The sequence below is a fragment of the Bacillus sp. AFS017336 genome (genome assembly GCF_002555445.1).
Classification (GTDB): Bacteria; Bacillota; Bacilli; order Bacillales; family Bacillaceae_G; genus Gottfriedia.
On the sequence record NZ_NUCO01000020.1, the window covers coordinates 260713 to 278493 of the forward strand.

The following is a 17781-nucleotide window of genomic DNA, read 5'->3' on the forward strand; positions in this document are numbered from 1 at the left end:
TCCTATTTGTAAACAAAGAAAGCTCGGGAATTGACAGATAAACTTTCGATTAAATTCGTCTTTTTCTATTGTTTAAAACCCTTAATTTTCTTGGTTGTTTTTTAACGTTTTTTTAATAATTCAAGCCTTTTCACTTTGTGACGAAATATACAATATGTTACAATTAACCTATAAATATAGATAAAGAGGTGGTTTTTTGAACGCAATTACACATCGTAAGCTTTCAAATTTTAAGATTATTAAACGGGGGTTTTTTATTACTTTAGGAGCTGCACTCATGGCAGTTTGCTTAAAAGCTTTCTTTATTCCAACTGATATCATTGATGGTGGAATCGTAGGTATCTCTTTGATCCTCTCCCATATTACTTCGATTAATCTCGGTATTTTTCTATTCATATTAAATTTACCTTTTGTTTTAGTAGGTTATAAGCAAATTGGTAAAACATTCGCAATTTCAACGTTATTTGGTATAACTGTACTCTCAGTATTTACCTCACTTTTTAAGGACATTCCTCATTTAACAAATGACCCATTATTAGCTGCATTATTTGGTGGACTAGGATTAGGAATTGGAGTAGGTTTAGTTATTCGTAATGGAGGTTCACTTGATGGAACTGAAATTATAGGAATATTATTAACAAAATCATCACCTTTTTCAATTGGTGAAGTAGTTATGGCATTTAATGTATTTATTCTCGGAAGCGCAGGCTTTGTATTTGGATGGGATAATGCTATGTACTCATTAATTGCCTATTATGTGGCATTTAAAACGATTGATCTAACAATTGAAGGATTCCAAGATACTAAATCTGTATGGATTATAAGTGATTATGATAAAGAAATCGGCGATGCACTAAATGCCCGTTTAGGTCGAGGTGTTACGTATTTTCATGGTGAAGGCGGCTTTATGGGTGAAGATAAAAAAATTATCTTTACAGTTATCTCACGACTTGAAGAAGCGAAATTGAAATCAATTGTTGAAGATTATGATGAAAATGCCTTTATTGCAATTGGCAATATAGCAGATGTAAAAGGTGGAAAGTTTAAGAAGAAAGCCATTCATTAAATTAAAACAAAAGCTTGAATTCTATCATGAATTCAAGCTTTTTTAGTTTAATAGATTGATTGATTACTTGTACTTAATTATTGAACCTTAACTAACTCATCATTCATAAATTTCATTGCTTCAGTTATTCCAGTTCCAGGGTTTACTGCAAATAAGTTTGGTGGTAAAAATATAATTTGATTCTTTTTAACTGCGTTTAGTGTACTCCATGCTTTATTATGTAACATCTGCTTTTCAAATGCTTTTTTTGTAGCCTCTGGATCACCGTGCGAGATCATAAAAATGACATCTGGATTTTTTTCAATTATTCGTTCTGCACTAATTTGCGCATATCCTGGCATTGTTTTATCTTCAGCAAATTCTGAAGCAATGTTTTCACCACCAACTTTATTTAATACATCCCCTGAAAGAGACGTAGGTAACGCTATTAGAAAGTCAGTTCCTGCACCATATACGATTAATGCCTTTGTTGTTTTTTTGTCTGAACCATATTCTTTCATTTGTTTATCTATTTTACTAGTTAAGACACTTGCTTCTTTATCTTTATTTAATACATTACCAATCAATGTAATACTTTGCTTAATTTCATTGATTGAATTTCCAGATGTTACAACAACCTTCGTTCCTTGTGACTCCACTTTATCTATGTTATTCGCAAATGCCTTTCCTGCAAATAGTACGTCAGCTTTTACACTAGCAATTTCTTCAAATTTTGGTTGATGGATATTCCCTATTTCTACAATGTCTTTTAATTCTGGATCTGTTGTAGGCATGATTGATGTTGGTCTACCTACAATTTTACCACCCAATGATCTAACGATATCTAAATCCCCTGAGCTTAAGACTGCAGCGTTGCTAGGTGCCTCTTTGAATTCGTATGAACGCTTTGCTAAATCATATTGTTTTGTTGGTTTAACTGATGATTTAGATACCTCATTACTATTACATGCTGTTAATGTTAGCACTAATCCTAATGCCATAAAACTGAAAAATCGCTTTTTCATAGTTGAAATCTCTCCTTAAAAGTTAATCACTCTAATTGATATTGATTATCAATTTCAATCAATTATATTCAGTGTAATTGATATTGATTATCATCGTCAATTATTTTTTAATTAAATTTTAATTTTTTAATCCAAACGGAATCTATTATATCAATTATTTTCCATTTCCAATGACTATTTCACTACTTAAAGATAGATTTAACTCGCTGCTCTATACAAAAATACTACTTTCTTTCGTCTATAGCGTTAAGTAAACTTTCCTAATCTCATTTACTTACGCTAAAAAATAATTAAGAACATTGTCCCTCATTCATTATTTATCGGGGTTCCTCATAAAATCTATTGATGTAGATTTCATCTAAGAGGAGGCACAGAATGAATATTATCCAAACTCTCATAAATAAAAAGGTTAATAACATTACCCCAAAGGATCTTTTAAAATTAAGTCAGCAATATCAAGTTTATATTACCCCAGATCAAGCCAATAAAGTGGCAGTTATTTTAAACGGTAAAAACTATAATATTTATGATGCTGAACATAAAAAGCAAATCCTTACCCAAATTGCAAACGTAACCTCTAAAGCTACAGCACAACAGATTGAAACTATTTTTCAAAAGCTAACTTAAGCTTGATTAAGATGTTCATTAAAAAGCTTTAATTAATAACTCTACTCATTTCATACATCATATAATGCTCATACAATGAATCACTACTTATTCTAAAACGAAATGAGAGGGATTAATATGGATTTGCATGAGCTACATTATGAAATTATTTATTTAGACAAAGAAACGGATGATGAAGTTAAATTCAAACACATGTTTCACATGGATGATTTAAGCCATGATTTAGCACTTAACATCGCTAGTAGTTTAATCACACGTGACAAAGCACATGTGGTCTATATTAAATTATTACATTTAGACGAACATGATCACGAACTAGTTAGTAATGTTGTAACTGTGAAAAGAATTAAAGATGGCAAAATAATTGCTTCCTATTTGGATAGCAAATTAAAGAAAGTCGTAGAAATAGAATTATAAGTAAGAAAATTTGCCCCTAACGATTTTGTTAGGGGCTTGTTTTATTTAAGAATTCAAATTATTATCACAAATTTGCCATTCAATCTTCACATACATTTCGTAAAGATCCTTCTTTTTTCGATATGATTAACATGTAAATGGAACAAGTTAATCATAAAAAATTAGAAAGGAATATTTATATGTTTAGTCGAAAATCAAAAAAAGTTTTAAAAGGTTTACTTTTATTAACTTATTTAAGTACTTTAGCTCCTAATCTCTCTTGTGCTTCTACAGAAAAGAACTGCGAAAATTCAATTACTCCCGAGTCTACATCAAACTACAAAACCTCTTCAATAAATACTTTTTCAACTTCTACTTATTATTACTGGAAAATTATAAGCAAAACTTCTAATGGCAATATTACAAAAGGTGACTGGATACTTATTTACGAAGGCTATCCAGCCCAAGGAACTGGTGAAGTCGATTCTTTCTCGTTTAGTACTTCCTCTAGTCATAACTTAACAGGATCAATAAATGTTTCTAAATCATTAATAAGTGCCGCACTAGGTTATTCAATTGGTGCACAAGAAACATTTACTTCTCAGAAATCTTCTAGACCTTTAAATAAAGGAGAATATGTTAGAGTATCTTACATAAAAGCCTTTAGTCGTACTATATTAAAACAACAAAAATACTTTTATGATCTTGGTACTAGCTCTCCACAAAACCAGTATGCTTCAGGATATTCCGATCAAGCGATTCATCCTTTGATTAAACTTGAGTATTTCTCCTCTAAAAGATTAAATCCAGAAGTTGAATATTTCCAATTTGAATCTGGGAAGTATAGACAAGTGAGTGAAGATGACGTTAGAACTATAGAATAAATCAAAAAAACCAGCCCAATAATTTAATTGAGCTGGTTTCCTTTAGTTAAGCTTTCATTAATTCCTGAACTAAATTTTCATTGAATTCCTGATTGCGTAACATTTCAATTTCTAATTTATAAGGTGCAACTTTACTATTTTTATCTTCACCAACATATGGTGTTTCTAATATTTTAGGAACTTCCATTAATTGTGGATGATGAACGATATAGTTTAATGCTTTAAATCCAATCGTTCCAAAGCCAATGTTTTCGTGTCGGTCTTTATGACTACCCATTGGGTTCTTACTGTCATTAATATGTAGTACTTTTATTTTATCAATACCAATCAAGTGATCGAATTGTTGCAAGACACCATCAAAATCATTCACAATATCGTATCCAGCGTCATTTATATGGCATGTGTCAAAACAAACTGATAGTTTATCGCTGTAATGAACCCCTTCCATAATTCTCGCTATTTCCTCGAATGATTTACCACATTCTGAGCCTTTTCCTGCCATTGTTTCAAGCGCGATTTGTACTGGAGTATCCGCTGTTAATACTTCATTTAAACCTTGAATAATTCGATCAATACCAGCATCTTCACCTGCGCCAACATGAGCACCTGGATGCAATACAATTTGTTTTGCCCCTAATGCTGCTGTACGGTTTATTTCTTTTTGTAAGAATTCAACCCCAAGCTCGTAAGTTGCCGGATTTGTTGTATTACCAATATTAATAATATATGGTGCATGGACAATAATATCAGCAATTCCATTTTCAGCCATATGTTTTAAACCTGCTTCAATATTTAAATCTTCAATTGCTTTACGACGTGTATTTTGAGGTGCACCTGTGTATACCATAAATGTATTTGCACCATAACTTGCTGCTTCTTCACTAGCGGCTAAAAACATCTTTTTCCCGCTCATAGAAACATGAGATCCAATTCGTAACATGACGTCAACTCCTAGCTTAATTAATCATACTTATCATTTTAACATGAAAATAGAACATGGTTAAATGGATATACTCTGAAAAGGTAAGTGCTCTATAAAAAAACACCAGTAGTATCCCTTCTACTTTAAAACTCAATTAAAATAAAGGGCCACCCGTTTGTCAGTTACCCCGACTTTTTGGACAGCCCCCTTTTGCTTTATAAATTATCTTTCACTTTTTCGCTTTAATCTATTTTTAAAAGATTCTCTTTGGTCGTTCAGTTTACGCTTGTAGCCTGGTTTTATTTTCGAAGGCTTTTTAATTGTTTTATTTGCAACAGCATCTAAATTGCGATCAGTTCTTTTACGAAGCTTACGTTTAGCGCGTGGACCTAAATCAACCCACTCACCTTTTTTAAGTTCGCGATGCTCAAAAGTAATACCGCGTTCTTGAAGCTTGTCTAACGCTTGGTCATCTTCTTGATCATAAATTGTAATCGCAGTTCCATCAAAGTGTGCACGACCTGTACGACCTACACGGTGAACATAAAAGTCTAAATCTGCAGGTAATTCGATATTAATGACATGACTTACACCCTCAATATCAATTCCTCGTGATGCTAAATCAGTAGCAACAATATACTGGAACTCTAAGTCTTGGATTTGTTTCATCATTTTTTTACGTTCACGAGGACTTAAATCTCCATGAATTTGACCAACTTTTAAGCCATATGATGATAATTGAGTCGCAACTTCTTCTGCTTTTTTCTTTGTATTCGTAAAGATAATTGCTAAATAAGGCTGAAAACTTAATAAAATATCCTTTGCCATTTTAACTTTATCTTTATGACGACTTGGAACAATGATATGTTCAATTTTCTGAGCAGAAAGTTGTTTTGGATTAATATGAATATGTTCAGGATTTTCCATGTACTTTTTCAAGAATGGTTTAAGTTTTTCAGGAATTGTCGCAGAAAAAACAAGCATTTGTAATTTCTTTGGCATTTTTGATGCAACTTGGTCCACATCATGGATGAATCCCATATCTAACATTAAATCAGCTTCATCTACTACTAAATATTTCGTAGTATGAACTAATAAAACATTATCATTTACTAAGTCTTTAATACGACCTGTTGTACCGATAACAATATGCGGCTGTTTTTTTAGTTTTTCAACAGTACGTTTGTAGTCGGTACCACCAACGAAGTTTTTAGCAGTTAATTGTTGATCTTCAGGACAGCATTCAATAATCGCTTGAACATCGTTATAAATTTGAGTTGCTAATTCACGTGTTGGAGCAGTTATTACTAATTGCACTTGATCGACAGATGGATCTAATGTATTAATTGTCGGTACAAGGTATGCATGAGTCTTTCCTGACCCTGTTTGCGATTGACCTATCACACTACGTCCAGTTTTTACTTGAGGTATAATCTTTTGTTGAATTTCTGTTGGTTCTGTAAAGTGTTTCTTCTCTATCGCTTCCAAAATAAATGGTTTTAATTGATAATCTTTAAATGAAATTGCCATATAACTCACCTTCTTAATTTAAACTTTCTATGTAATAGAGGAGTTTATTTCCTCATACAAATTGGCTACAAATATCTATTATACAATAGATGTACTAATAAAAGCTAATACTTATTTTTCTTTCTAATGATTAGGATTTTAATTTTTAGACTGTCCTATACTAACCTTTTCAAAGTAATTGCATAGCCTAAGTAATAAAGAGCATTTTGAAAGGAGGTATTAGGTTGGGTATACTTGATAAGTTTAAGAAAAAAGACAAACAACCTTTTCCAATAAACGGTCCAAATTATTTTAATGGTTATCAACAGCCTTATCAAAATATGCAAAATCCATACGGACCAAGACCAAATTTTGATCAAAGAATTCCATATCCTCAATCACCGCAGCAACCATATCCACAACACTTTTACCAACCAACACATCAAATTGCGGGGCAACAAGGACATTATCAGCAACCAATAGCATATCAACCACAGTTAAACACTCATCAACCTCAGTTAAACGCGCATCAACAATATTTAATGCAAAATAAAATATTACAATCAGTACCATTTCAGAATCAACCAGTAATGCAAGCTCACAATGGTAGTAATTATCAACAACAAAGTGCACAAAAACCATATCCAATGACAGGGCAGCCCCCTGAAAAAGAAGATGATGGAAGTCCAGGATTCTTCTCAAGGATCATGGGTGGCGATACTTCTATCACTGGGGTTATAGGTGGTATGCAAAGAGCTGTTCAAGCTGCACAGCAGGTCACACCAATGATTCAACAATACGTTCCTGCATTAAAAAACTTCCCTTCAATTTATAAAATTTTTAAAGCAGTCAATACGGATGAACTAATCGATCCAAAAAAAGAGAAAAAGAAGGATTCTAATGAAGCAGTTGATTTAGTCCCTATTGATGAGTCTAAACCAAGAACAAAAAAAAGAAAGAAAGTTCCAAGTGAATCCGAATTAGAAATAAATCCTATCCAAGAAGAAAAAGTTTCAAATATAAATCCAAAACCAAAATTGTTTATGTAAATTTTCTTTTTCTTTGTATACTACCATCTCCCTCCTTTATAATAAAAAATGATAACAATATTATAAAGGAGGGGCTACTCCATGAAAGTTTTAAAAGTTACCCCACGAGGCTATTGCTACGGAGTTGTAGATGCAATGGTAATTGCTAGAAATGCAGCAAAAGATCCAACACTACCAAGACCGATATATATCCTTGGTATGATTGTTCATAATAAACATGTTACAGATGCATTTGAAGAAGAAGGTATTATCACTTTAGATGGTCCAAGCAGATTAGATATTCTAGATAAAATTGACAAAGGAACTGTCATTTTCACTGCACATGGAGTTTCTCCTGAGGTAAAATCTAGAGCAATTAAAAAAGGACTAACGACAATTGATGCGACATGTCCAGATGTAACGAAAACTCATGATTTAATTAAAGAAAAAATGTCTGAAGGCTATCACTTTATTTATATCGGTAAAAAAGGGCATCCAGAGCCAGAAGGCGCAGTTGGAATCGCACCGACAATCGTTCATTTGATTCAAAATAAAACTGATATTGATGCGTTAGAAATTCCGACTGAAAAAATTATTATTACGAATCAAACAACTATGAGTCAATGGGATGTAGTTGATTTAATTCAATACGCAATTAAAAAGTATCCTACTGCACATGTTCACAAAGAAATTTGTATGGCAACTCAAGTACGTCAAGAAGCAATTGCTGATCAAGCAGGTCAAGCAGATTTAACAATTGTTGTCGGTGACCCAATGAGCAATAACTCAAATAGACTGGCACAAGTTTCGCATGAAATTGCCGGAACAAAGGCATTTCGTATTTCAGATATTACCGAGCTTCAGTTAAAATGGTTAGAGGGAGTCGAGACTGTTGCTGTTACATCTGGAGCGTCTACACCAACTCCTATTACTCGTGAAGTGGTTGCATTTTTAGAAAAGTATGATCCGAACGATGAAAGCACTTGGGATACAAAATCATCGGTTGAATTAGGTAAAATTCTTCCTAAAGTTAGAATAAAAGACTAAAGAAAAGGACTTTCGGAAATTAAATCCGGAAGTCCTTATTTTTGATTTTTAGATAAATGTAAACGGATCAGTGTGAATTGTAGATGCAATAATTTCACAAGTCATATTTTTTTCTTTAAGTTTAGCATCTAAAAGACGCTTTACACCTGACTTCATTACTTTTTCAATATTATGTCCTGCATCAACAATATTTAAATTTAGCATTTTCCAATCTTGTGCGACATGATAATAAATGTCCCCACTCAAATACACATCCGCACCATTTCTTTTTGCATGATAGGCAAATTTATTTCCGTCTCCACCAACAATGGCAACTTTTCTAACTTTATCTCCTAAAGCCCCTACTACTCTTACACCTTGTAGGTCTAATTTTTCTTTCACATATTTCGCAAATTCTTCTAATGAAAGTTCTTCTTTAAGACTTCCGATTCTTCCAATACCGAAAGTTGTCCCTTCATTTTCTAATGTAAATGTATCATAGGCTACTTCTTCGTATGGATGAGATTTTTGCATCGCTTTAAGAACATGCTTTAATTTTAGTTCTGGAACAATTGTTTCAAGCTTTACTTCCTCTACCTCTTCTAATTGTCCACGTTGACCGATATATGGTGTTGTCCCTTCTAATGGCATAAATGTACCTTTGCCATTTGAACTAAAGCTACAATGACTATAATTGCCTATATGACCTGCCCCAGCATCACATAATGCTTTTAAAACTTTTTCAGCATGCGTTTTTGGTACAAATACTACTAATTTAATTAACTTCTCTACATATGTAGGAGCGAGAACTTTCGTATTTTCTAATTGTAAAGCTTCTGCTAAAAAATCACTTACACCGATTTCTGCAATATCAACATTTGTATGTGCAGCAAAAACAGCAATATCATTTTTAATGCAAAGCTCTACAATTTTACCAGGTTCACTGTCTGTTTCAATCTTCTTTAAAGGTCGATAAATGATTGGATGATGTGCAATAATTAAATTCGCTCCGATTGAAATAGCTTCTTCAACAACCTCTTTTGTGACATCTAATGCAACTAAAGCCTTTGTCACCGGTTTTGATAAAGTACCTATTTGAAGGCCGTTTGGATCTCCTTCTTCAGCTAAGTGTTTAGGGAATAGTTCCTCAAACTGCTGCACAAGCTGAAAACCATTTATCGATTTCATGAAAGCACCTCTTTTATCCACTCTAGTTTCTGTTCAATTTCTTTCATTTTCTGAACTGATTCCTCTGTTTGCTTCGCTGAATCTAATTGAGATAAAATTCTCTCAAAATTTTTCTTTTCATGCTCCCATCTTTTCTGAAAGGCATCATTCTTGTTTTTAAGTAAATAAGGACCAATAAATAGTTCCATTTCCTTCTTTTCACTATATGCACTATTTTGATTCGACTTAGAAGCTATTAGAATTTCATAGATTTTACCATCCTCTTCTAATATATCTTCATCTACAAGGGAATATCCTTCTTTCTCAAGCCAAGTCCTGATTTGATGTGCACCTATATTTGGTTGTAATACTAAAGTTTCAACACCTTCAAGTTTTTCTTTTCCATTCTCAAGAATGCTTGAGATTAAAGAGCCACCCATCCCAGCAATCGTAATGACATCTACCTCGTTTGGAACTAGAACCTCAAGTCCATCACCCATTCTTGCTTCTACAACGCCTTCTAGCCCACTTTGACGGATCGTAGAACGAGCTGAATTATATGGACCTTCAGTTATTTCTCCAACAATTGCCGATGTACATCTTTTATTTAAAACTGCATAACAAGGTAAATAAGCATGATCTGACCCAATATCAGCTAATTTTGTCCCTTCTGGTATGTAATCATATACTCTTTTTAAACGCTTTGATAAATTTACTTCATTCATAACAAAATCACCATTTCATTTTATTTTCATCAATATTATTTTACACTAAAATTGCGTATAAACCAAAATGACCCCTTCATATGAAGAGGTCATTTTTAAAACTTGATTATTTTTTCTCAGATAACCATTTTGCAACAGCATCCAATTGTGCACCTTGTAGTAATCCAGCTGGCATTCCGCCTTCTTTACCGTTTTTAAGAATGTCTTTGATTTGATCTTCTGTGTATCTAGAACCTACTTTAGATATGTTTGGTCCTACTACCCCTTGTAATTGATCACCATGACAGCTAACACATGTTTGAGCATATATTTCATCTGGCTTAGTAGTTGCTGTTGCAGCCGGCTTTTTATCACCGTTAGCAATTTCATCAGCCTGTTTTGCCCCTTTTAATGAAATAATTAGCATGACTGCGATTCCTAGTGCTGCAATAAGAGCAAAAGGAATTAATGGATTTCGTTTCATTATGATCCCCCTTATGTAACCCCTTAAAAAATAAAATTAATGACTATAACATTATTATTGTATACGATTAAAAACAATAAAAAAAGTATTAAGTTGGATAAATTTAAAAATTGTTAAACGATTTCATAAATATATAAACCTTCCTACTGTAAAGGATTACATTGGATATAGCATAATTCCAATTTCTAAATAAAAATAAGCAATCCTTTGAATTAACTAAATAAGTAAGTTTTTTTAAGAAACCATTTAAATGCAAAGTCATCCATTTAACTTTTAATTTGCTCCAAATCATATTTGAAAAAAATTGGTAAAATTTCCAATCCATTCTGTTATGAAGAGTAAGAAAATAATTGCAAAAGCGATATAGGTAATTTGTCTCCATACTACTTTTCAGTTCATTAGGAGTATTGAACTAAAGATAATAATATTTAAAAAAGTAGGGTAAATGAGTGTTTGCAAATTTAAAGACAATTCTGTAAAATAAAGTAAATAGCTTTCTAAAAGTATTAAATGGTGGAATTACTACTAGATTTATGATATCCATTTTTGCTTAAAATATCCTTTGTTTTAACTTCTGAATAATTTTATTAAAAGTTAATGATATTTTTAGATTTGAGATGAATTTCATACTCCGAATGTAGCATAGCACTACATGTAAAATTTTAGTACCGACATTCGATATATTTTGACAAATATATTTTATATGACATATTAACTATTTAAAACGTTTTCATAAAATTTTTTAGCAAAAAAAAGTTTACCCAACTAAGGATAAACTTTTTAAACTTCCTATTCTAAGAAATCTTTTAAACGTTTACTGCGGCTTGGATGACGTAATTTACGTAGAGCCTTAGCCTCAATTTGACGGATACGCTCACGTGTTACACCAAATACTTTACCAACTTCTTCTAAAGTACGAGTACGTCCATCATCTAAACCAAATCGTAATCGTAAAACATTTTCTTCACGATCTGTAAGTGTATCAAGAACATCTTCTAATTGCTCTTTTAGCATTTCATAAGCTGCGTGTTCAGCTGGAGAAGTAGCTTCAGAATCTTCAATGAAATCTCCTAAATGTGAATCATCTTCTTCACCAATTGGAGTTTCTAATGAAACTGGTTCCTGAGCAATTTTAAGGATTTCTCGTACCTTTTCTGGTGGTAAATCCATTTCTTCACCAATCTCTTCAGGAGATGGTTCACGACCTAAATCTTGAAGTAATTGACGTTGAACACGAATTAATTTGTTGATTGTTTCCACCATATGAACTGGAATACGAATTGTTCTCGCTTGGTCAGCAATAGCACGAGTAATTGCTTGACGAATCCACCAAGTTGCATATGTACTAAATTTATAACCTTTACGGTAATCGAACTTCTCTACGGCTTTAATTAAACCCATATTTCCTTCTTGAATAAGGTCTAAGAAAAGCATACCACGACCAACATAACGTTTTGCAATACTTACTACTAAACGTAAGTTAGCTTCTGCAAGACGACGCTTAGCTTCTTCATCGCCTTCTTCAATTCGCTTCGCTAAGTTGATTTCATCTTGTCCAGAAAGTAAATCAACTCGACCAATTTCTTTTAAGTACATACGTACAGGGTCATTAATTTTAACACCAGGAGGAACACTTAAATCATTTAAGTCAAATTCTTCTTCCTTCTCTAATTGAGTCCCTCTAGGCTCATCATCAGCATCACCAACAATATCAATGCCTTGTTCACCTAATTGCTCATAAAATTCTTCCAATTGATCTGAATCAATTTCAAAACCATTTAAGCGGTCTGCAATCTCTTCATATGTAATTACACCACGTTTTTTACCATTTTCAATTAATAATGCTTTTACTTGATCAAGTGTTACTTCTGTTTCCGTATCTTTAGAACGAGCCGATTTATCAGCCATCTGTTCCCCTCCTTCGAAAAGTTCGCGAATCATTTAACATATTTCATACTAGATCTTAGCTGAGTAATCTGTTGGAGAATCGTTGCAGCTTTTACAAAATCTCCTTCACGTTCAGCTTTTTTAAGATCCATTTCTTTTTCACGTATACGTTGTTGTTTATCATAGTTGTTTAATGCATCTAAATAATCCTTTAACTCTCGCTCTGTTAGTTCAGGTGCTATCTGTAAATTGACAATTTTTGAAACTACTTCAAGTAACCCTTTTGAAGGAAGGTAATTCATAAATTTACTAATATTAGACTCATTGCCCTCTTCATAATAAGCATAAAGATGGATTATAATCTCGGAATAATCATTATTGTAGAATAGACCCTGATATTGTGATCTTACTTTTTCTGTCACTTCGCTACTATTAAGCATATGGGCCAAAAGTAATTGTTCAGCTCTTACATGTGCAGGAAGAAGTGTCTTAGAAGTAATATCGCGTTTGATATCAGTTTTTACTTCTGTTACATTAGATATACGATTTGCCTGATTACTATATTGTCCAAATTCCTTCTTAAGTACTTCAATCGAAATAGAAAACTCTTTTGAGAGTTGATTTAAGTAATAATCCTGTTCGATCAGTTGACTTAGTTTAGCAATTTCTTGTAGCATTTCTTTTAAATACTGAAATTTAACAGTTTCATCTAAAAGATTTTTTCCTTTTCGATGATATTGCATTTTAAAACTCATTAATGATACACTAGCTTCAATAATAGAGGTATTAAATTTTTCTGGACCAAATTGTCTAATGTATTCGTCAGGATCTAAGCCGTCTGGCATTTGAGCAACTTTAATGGTAAATCCTTCTTTCTGAAGAATTTTAGCTGCTTTCTCTGCTGCATTAATACCAGCTTGATCTGAGTCGTAACAAATGATAATTTGATCAACAGAAGTTTTCAAGACTTTTGCTTGATCCTCTGTTAATGAAGTTCCCATTGTTGCAACGGCATCATGGACGCCAGCCTTAAAGGCTGATATGACATCTGCAAAACCTTCCATTAAAATAGCCCGATTTTGCTTTCGCATGACATTTTTTGCTTGGTAAAACTGATATAATAATTTTCCTTTATGGAAAATTGATGATTCAGGACTATTTAAATATTTTGGTGACCCTTCACCCATTATTCTTCCACTGAATGCAACAATTTTTCCTTGATGGTTATGAATTGGAAAAATTAATCGATTTCGAAATCGATCATAGTAATTACCATCACGTTCACTTCGAACAACTAGACCAGCTTTTTCCATGATCGGCATTGAATAGCCACGTTTTTCTAATACCTTCGTAACAGCATCCCAAGAATCTAAAGCAACACCAAGCTCGAAATGCTTTATTTCTTCTCTTGAAATTCCTCTGTTATTTAAGTATTCTAACGCTTGTTTACCTTCTGTTGTGTTAACTAATAGATGATGATAGTACTTTTTAACAAACTCATGAGCTTCAAGCATAATAGCAAGCTCAGTAGATTGCGGATTCTTTATTGTGTCAATTGTATCTGTTGGTAACGTGACATTTGTCTTCTTTGCAAGCTGATGGACTGATTCTTGAAAATTTAGCCCTTCAAGCTGCATAATGAAAGAAATCGCATTACCACCAGCACCGCATCCAAAACAATGAAAAATTTGTTTTTCAGGAGACACAGAAAAAGATGGTGTGCTTTCCCCATGAAATGGACATAGTCCAAAATAATTTCTTCCTTGTTTTTTCAGAGGAACATATTCACTCACTACATCAACTATGTCAACTGACTGACGAACTTGTTCGACAAGCTCATCGGGAATTCTGTTTCCCATACTGACAGCTCCATATACTATTTTATTCGATAAAACTCACCGTATTCCTTCATGATTCGACAAAAATATTTCCATATTTTCCACTTAATTTTTAAAAGCTTTTTTAAGACAAATATGAATTAATAATTATTCTGAAAAAAGAAGTTTTACAGTAGTTCATAAGCATCGCATCCAACTGCTAGTTCTGGTTTTCTTTAACCCATTTATTTATCGCTTATGATTAATTTCTACACGTCTTTTGTAATTCCTTCAAAACATGTATCGATTTATGTAGTTTTATTTCCATCCTTCAATAAACTAGGAAGCACATATTCATAGTTTATTCGTAAGTATAAAAAGTTAAACCTATTATTAGTTCATTTCATACAATTTTTTATTATAATCTATTTCATCTAGGAAATCTAGCAATAAGTACTGAAGATTTATTATCTTTTTAAAACTTTATCTTTTACCATAAAAAGATGAAAACACATTAGAATAATCTAATGTGTTAGCCTCGAGAGATCCAACTAAAAAAATTAACGAATCTGTTTATTTTGGTAATAATAATTTAAAATAACATTAGCCGATTCTTCCACAGCTTTACTTGAAACGTCTACTACTTTACAACCGATTTGTTTAACAACATTATTAAAATGCTTTAGCTCTTCTTCAATTCTAGAAATATTAGCATAGCTAGCACCGTCATGAAGTCCTAATGAAATCAATCTTTCTTTTCGAATATGGTTTAATTTTTCTGGTGAAATCATTAAGCCAATGCATTTTTCTTTAGGTACTTTTAACAATTGTTCTGGTGGGTCAACTTCTGGAACTAAAGGTACATTGGCAACCTTAAATCCTTTATGAGCTAAATATTGAGATAAAGGCGTCTTAGATGTTCTAGAAACACCTATTAATACGATATCCGCTTTTTCAATCCCTCTAGGATCTCTTCCATCATCATATTTAACCGCAAATTCAATTGCTTCAATACGTTGGAAATAATCTTCATCTAGTTTACGAACAACACCGGGTTCATTTCTAGGTTCCAGTTTATGAGTTGTTGAAATTTTATCGATTAATGGACCAATTAAATCGTAAACAATCACTCCAGCACTTTGTGCTTCATCCAACAATTTCTTTCTCATGTCAGGTTTAACTAACGTAAATACAATAATTCCATTATTCTCTTTTGCTACTTGAACGATTTCAATTAATGTTGCATTATCTTCAACGTATGGTACACGTCTAATCTCGAATTTTTGATGAAATTGACTAATTGCCGCCTTTACGACATGCTCCGCTGTTTCACCAACAGAATCTGATACAACATAAACGATTGAATTGCCCATATGTTCACCTCTTAACTTTACTAAAACATATCATTGTTCATTAAGTCTACAATCGCACGAGTAAAATTTGTTTTTGTAAATCGACCAATTACCTCAAGTCCATGCTCACTTTCACGAACAACAGGGACAGCATCAATTTGTTTTTCAATTAAACTCTTAGCTACATTATAAATTGTATCATCTTTATAACAAATTGTAATGTTTGGCATCCTCGTCATAATAATATCTACAGGTAATGTATGCAAATCTTTATTTCCTATGCTTGCACGGAGTAAATCTTTTCTTGAAAGTACTCCTGTTAATACCGAATTTTGATCAACAACAAATAAAGTACCTACATCTTCAAGAAACATTGTAACTATAGCGTCATACACTGACGAACTTCGATCTACTACAACAGGAATCGCCTGAAACTCTTTTACCGTTAGTTTTTTTATTCGATCAATTACTTGAGCACCACTTGTTCTTCCAGTGTAATAATATCCAACTCGAGGTCTTGCCTCTAAAAAGCCAGTCATTGTAAGAATAGCTAAATCCGGGCGAAGCGTAGCTCTAGTAAGAGCTAGCTTATCTGCTATATGTTCACCTGTAATTGGTCCATTGTTTTTTACAATTTCAAGAATTTGAGTTTGTCTTTTTGTCAGTTCGATCTTCCTCACCCCTAACTATCCAATATGTTATACTCTCTAATAAATATTATATACTATTTTTACAATTTAAAAAAGAAAGAAGGAAATAGTTAGCCTATTTCCTTCCTCAGGTTTCAGAATCTTTATTATTTTTCAGAAAATTATCCATAACTTTTAATTGCTCTAAAAATTTACGTGATTTTAAATAGATCCCGCTATATTCATCATAATAAGAAAATAAGATTTGTTGTAAATTTTTCTTCGTCGCTTCACTGACCTCGATTTTCCCAAGACGATTTACATCAAAGTGATAAAACAGCCTCATTAATTTCACTGACTTTTCAGTAACAGAAAAAGCATAAGGATCAGTATGTTTACAACGCTGACATAAAAAGCCACCATCTTTCACAGAAAAGGCAACAAAGATATTCTCATTTGCACTACATCTACAATTCACACAATGATCAAAAAACGGGTGATATCCTAAAACAGGAATCATTTTCGTCATAAATAAATAAGTCAAAACTTCAGCATCTGCTCCTTCATTCATATGTTGAAGCAATTGAAGAACTAGCTCAAATAAATACGGATTATTTTTCTTCTCATCCACCGCTTTATCTGTCAGCTCAACAACAATCGAAGCATAGGCAGTTGCAATTAAATCACCTCTTAAATCACGAAATGAATCAATTAACTCTCCTTGACTTAATGTGCCTAATCCTGAGCCTTTTTGAATTAAAAACGACCCATATGTAAAGAGTTGTGTAACAGAAGCAAGTCGACTATTCGTCTTCTTTGCCCCTCTTGCCACAACTCCTATCTTACCTAATTCTCTTGTTAAGAGAGTAATGATAACATTTGATTCTCCATAAGCGTTTGCCCGTAATACAATTCCTTCTACACGCTGTAACAAATAACTCACCATCCAATTGGATGAAGGTTAAGTATGTAGGGAATCAATATCAGCTATTTCTTCATCAATGTAACTTTTCTGATCCGTATGTTCTTGTTCAAGCTGCTTAAACAATAAATATGTCTCAAGATTTCCAGTTTTAGAAAAGACATCCCAGGTAAAATTCAACATTGAGAAACCACCTTTCAAGAATAGCTACAACTCATTGCTCATTACCTATAGCCAATTACTTTCCCTGCTTACTTATAATGTGACCTTCTCTCCCGGTTTTCATGTGTATAAAATTTACTAAAATCAAAAATAAAAAGCTTGCAAAACTCAAGGGAATGTGTTTGGTTATTAAAT

18 protein-coding genes are annotated in these 17781 nt (G+C 32.7%); 6 read left to right on the plus strand and 12 right to left on the minus strand.

All coding sequences use genetic code 11. The features are described 5' to 3' along the window. Positions 1-196 precede the first annotated feature (196 nt). Positions 197-1066 carry a YitT family protein gene (locus tag CN601_RS11435; RefSeq protein WP_098120002.1) on the plus strand — a complete coding sequence of 290 codons (870 nt, stop codon included), beginning with the start codon at positions 197-199 and terminating at the stop codon, positions 1064-1066. A 77-nt stretch (positions 1067-1143) separates the two neighbouring features. On the opposite strand, the gene CN601_RS11440 is transcribed toward CN601_RS11435, so the two are convergent. Further along, a complete protein-coding gene (locus CN601_RS11440; RefSeq protein ID WP_098171098.1) occupies positions 1144-2070 on the minus strand; it encodes an ABC transporter substrate-binding protein in 927 nt (308 codons plus the stop codon). A gap of 375 nt (positions 2071-2445) precedes the next feature. On the opposite strand from CN601_RS11440, the gene CN601_RS11445 reads away from it, so the two are divergent. The 3 genes from CN601_RS11445 to CN601_RS11455 all read left to right on the plus strand — a co-directional run bounded on the left by CN601_RS11445 (position 2446) and on the right by CN601_RS11455 (position 3977). Continuing rightward, entirely contained in the window at positions 2446-2697 is a 252-nt protein-coding gene (locus tag CN601_RS11445; protein WP_098120000.1) for a DUF2624 family protein, read from the plus strand. Between the two features lie 117 nt (positions 2698-2814). Next, entirely contained in the window at positions 2815-3114 is a 300-nt protein-coding gene (locus CN601_RS11450) for a hypothetical protein (protein WP_098119999.1), read from the plus strand. A 137-nt stretch (positions 3115-3251) separates the two neighbouring features. Continuing rightward, positions 3252-3977, plus strand: coding sequence for a hypothetical protein (locus CN601_RS11455; RefSeq protein WP_142317335.1), 726 nt, complete (start codon positions 3252-3254; stop codon positions 3975-3977). A gap of 46 nt (positions 3978-4023) precedes the next feature. Here CN601_RS11455 and CN601_RS11460 read toward each other — a convergent pair whose 3' ends face one another. After that, entirely contained in the window at positions 4024-4917 is an 894-nt protein-coding gene (locus CN601_RS11460; RefSeq protein ID WP_098171100.1) for a deoxyribonuclease IV, read from the minus strand. Between the two features lie 204 nt (positions 4918-5121). Continuing rightward, positions 5122-6429, minus strand: coding sequence for a DEAD/DEAH box helicase (locus tag CN601_RS11465; protein WP_098171101.1), 1308 nt, complete (start codon positions 6427-6429; stop codon positions 5122-5124). A gap of 224 nt (positions 6430-6653) precedes the next feature. On the opposite strand from CN601_RS11465, the gene vrrA reads away from it, so the two are divergent. Together vrrA and CN601_RS11475 are read left to right on the plus strand one after the other, a co-directional pair. Beyond that, a complete protein-coding gene (vrrA, locus tag CN601_RS11470) occupies positions 6654-7457 on the plus strand; it encodes a VrrA/YqfQ family protein (protein WP_098171102.1) in 804 nt (267 codons plus the stop codon). Positions 7458-7538: 81 nt separating this feature from the next. Then, positions 7539-8483 (plus strand): 4-hydroxy-3-methylbut-2-enyl diphosphate reductase, encoded by a 945-nt coding sequence (locus CN601_RS11475; RefSeq protein ID WP_098171103.1) that lies wholly within the window; start codon positions 7539-7541, stop codon positions 8481-8483. A gap of 48 nt (positions 8484-8531) precedes the next feature. Here CN601_RS11475 and CN601_RS11480 read toward each other — a convergent pair whose 3' ends face one another. From CN601_RS11480 to CN601_RS11520, 9 genes are all read right to left on the minus strand, one after another. After that, complete coding sequence (locus CN601_RS11480) at positions 8532-9650, minus strand: Nif3-like dinuclear metal center hexameric protein (RefSeq protein WP_098171104.1); 1119 nt, start codon at positions 9648-9650, stop codon at positions 8532-8534. Beyond that, positions 9647-10354, minus strand: coding sequence for a tRNA (adenine(22)-N(1))-methyltransferase (locus CN601_RS11485; RefSeq protein ID WP_098119992.1), 708 nt, complete (start codon positions 10352-10354; stop codon positions 9647-9649). Before CN601_RS11485 ends, CN601_RS11480 begins: the two co-directional genes overlap by 4 nt. 106 nt (positions 10355-10460) lie before the next feature. Further along, entirely contained in the window at positions 10461-10817 is a 357-nt protein-coding gene (gene cccA, locus CN601_RS11490; RefSeq protein ID WP_098119991.1) for a cytochrome c550, read from the minus strand. Between the two features lie 789 nt (positions 10818-11606). Further along, a complete protein-coding gene (rpoD, locus tag CN601_RS11495; RefSeq protein WP_069034168.1) occupies positions 11607-12725 on the minus strand; it encodes an RNA polymerase sigma factor RpoD in 1119 nt (372 codons plus the stop codon). Between the two features lie 29 nt (positions 12726-12754). Next, positions 12755-14563, minus strand: a complete 1809-nt coding sequence (dnaG, locus tag CN601_RS11500) for a DNA primase (RefSeq protein ID WP_098171105.1) — start codon at positions 14561-14563, stop codon at positions 12755-12757. Positions 14564-15081: 518 nt separating this feature from the next. Next, complete coding sequence (locus tag CN601_RS11505) at positions 15082-15894, minus strand: pyruvate, water dikinase regulatory protein (RefSeq protein ID WP_098171106.1); 813 nt, start codon at positions 15892-15894, stop codon at positions 15082-15084. Between the two features lie 20 nt (positions 15895-15914). Then, positions 15915-16553: a transcriptional regulator CcpN gene (gene ccpN, locus CN601_RS11510; protein ID WP_098171107.1), complete on the minus strand. Its 639-nt coding sequence runs from the start codon at positions 16551-16553 to the stop codon at positions 15915-15917. A gap of 97 nt (positions 16554-16650) precedes the next feature. Then, on the minus strand, positions 16651-17436 hold the full coding sequence (gene recO / locus CN601_RS11515; protein ID WP_098119987.1) for a DNA repair protein RecO: 786 nt from the start codon (positions 17434-17436) through the stop codon (positions 16651-16653). Between the two features lie 27 nt (positions 17437-17463). Beyond that, positions 17464-17607 (minus strand): YqzL family protein, encoded by a 144-nt coding sequence (locus CN601_RS11520; RefSeq protein ID WP_098119986.1) that lies wholly within the window; start codon positions 17605-17607, stop codon positions 17464-17466. Positions 17608-17781 lie beyond the last annotated feature (174 nt).

Bases quoted from the DNA above. Each gene is read 5' to 3' on its own strand.
- CN601_RS11440 (WP_098171098.1), bottom strand. From the start codon at position 2,070: ATGAAAAAGCGATTTTTCAGTTTTATGGCATTAGGATTAGTGCTAACA.
- CN601_RS11445 (WP_098120000.1), top strand. From the start codon at position 2,446: ATGAATATTATCCAAACTCTCATAAATAAAAAGGTTAATAACATTACC.
- CN601_RS11450 (WP_098119999.1), top strand. From the start codon at position 2,815: ATGGATTTGCATGAGCTACATTATGAAATTATTTATTTAGACAAAGAA.
- CN601_RS11455 (WP_142317335.1), top strand. From the start codon at position 3,252: ATGGAACAAGTTAATCATAAAAAATTAGAAAGGAATATTTATATGTTT.
- CN601_RS11460 (WP_098171100.1), bottom strand. From the start codon at position 4,917: ATGTTACGAATTGGATCTCATGTTTCTATGAGCGGGAAAAAGATGTTT.
- CN601_RS11465 (WP_098171101.1), bottom strand. From the start codon at position 6,429: ATGGCAATTTCATTTAAAGATTATCAATTAAAACCATTTATTTTGGAA.
- CN601_RS11475 (WP_098171103.1), top strand. From the start codon at position 7,539: ATGAAAGTTTTAAAAGTTACCCCACGAGGCTATTGCTACGGAGTTGTA.
- CN601_RS11480 (WP_098171104.1), bottom strand. From the start codon at position 9,650: ATGAAATCGATAAATGGTTTTCAGCTTGTGCAGCAGTTTGAGGAACTA.
- CN601_RS11485 (WP_098119992.1), bottom strand. From the start codon at position 10,354: ATGAATGAAGTAAATTTATCAAAGCGTTTAAAAAGAGTATATGATTAC.
- cccA (WP_098119991.1), bottom strand. From the start codon at position 10,817: ATGAAACGAAATCCATTAATTCCTTTTGCTCTTATTGCAGCACTAGGA.
- rpoD (WP_069034168.1), bottom strand. From the start codon at position 12,725: ATGGCTGATAAATCGGCTCGTTCTAAAGATACGGAAACAGAAGTAACA.
- dnaG (WP_098171105.1), bottom strand. From the start codon at position 14,563: ATGGGAAACAGAATTCCCGATGAGCTTGTCGAACAAGTTCGTCAGTCA.
- CN601_RS11505 (WP_098171106.1), bottom strand. From the start codon at position 15,894: ATGGGCAATTCAATCGTTTATGTTGTATCAGATTCTGTTGGTGAAACA.
- CN601_RS11520 (WP_098119986.1), bottom strand. From the start codon at position 17,607: ATGTTGAATTTTACCTGGGATGTCTTTTCTAAAACTGGAAATCTTGAG.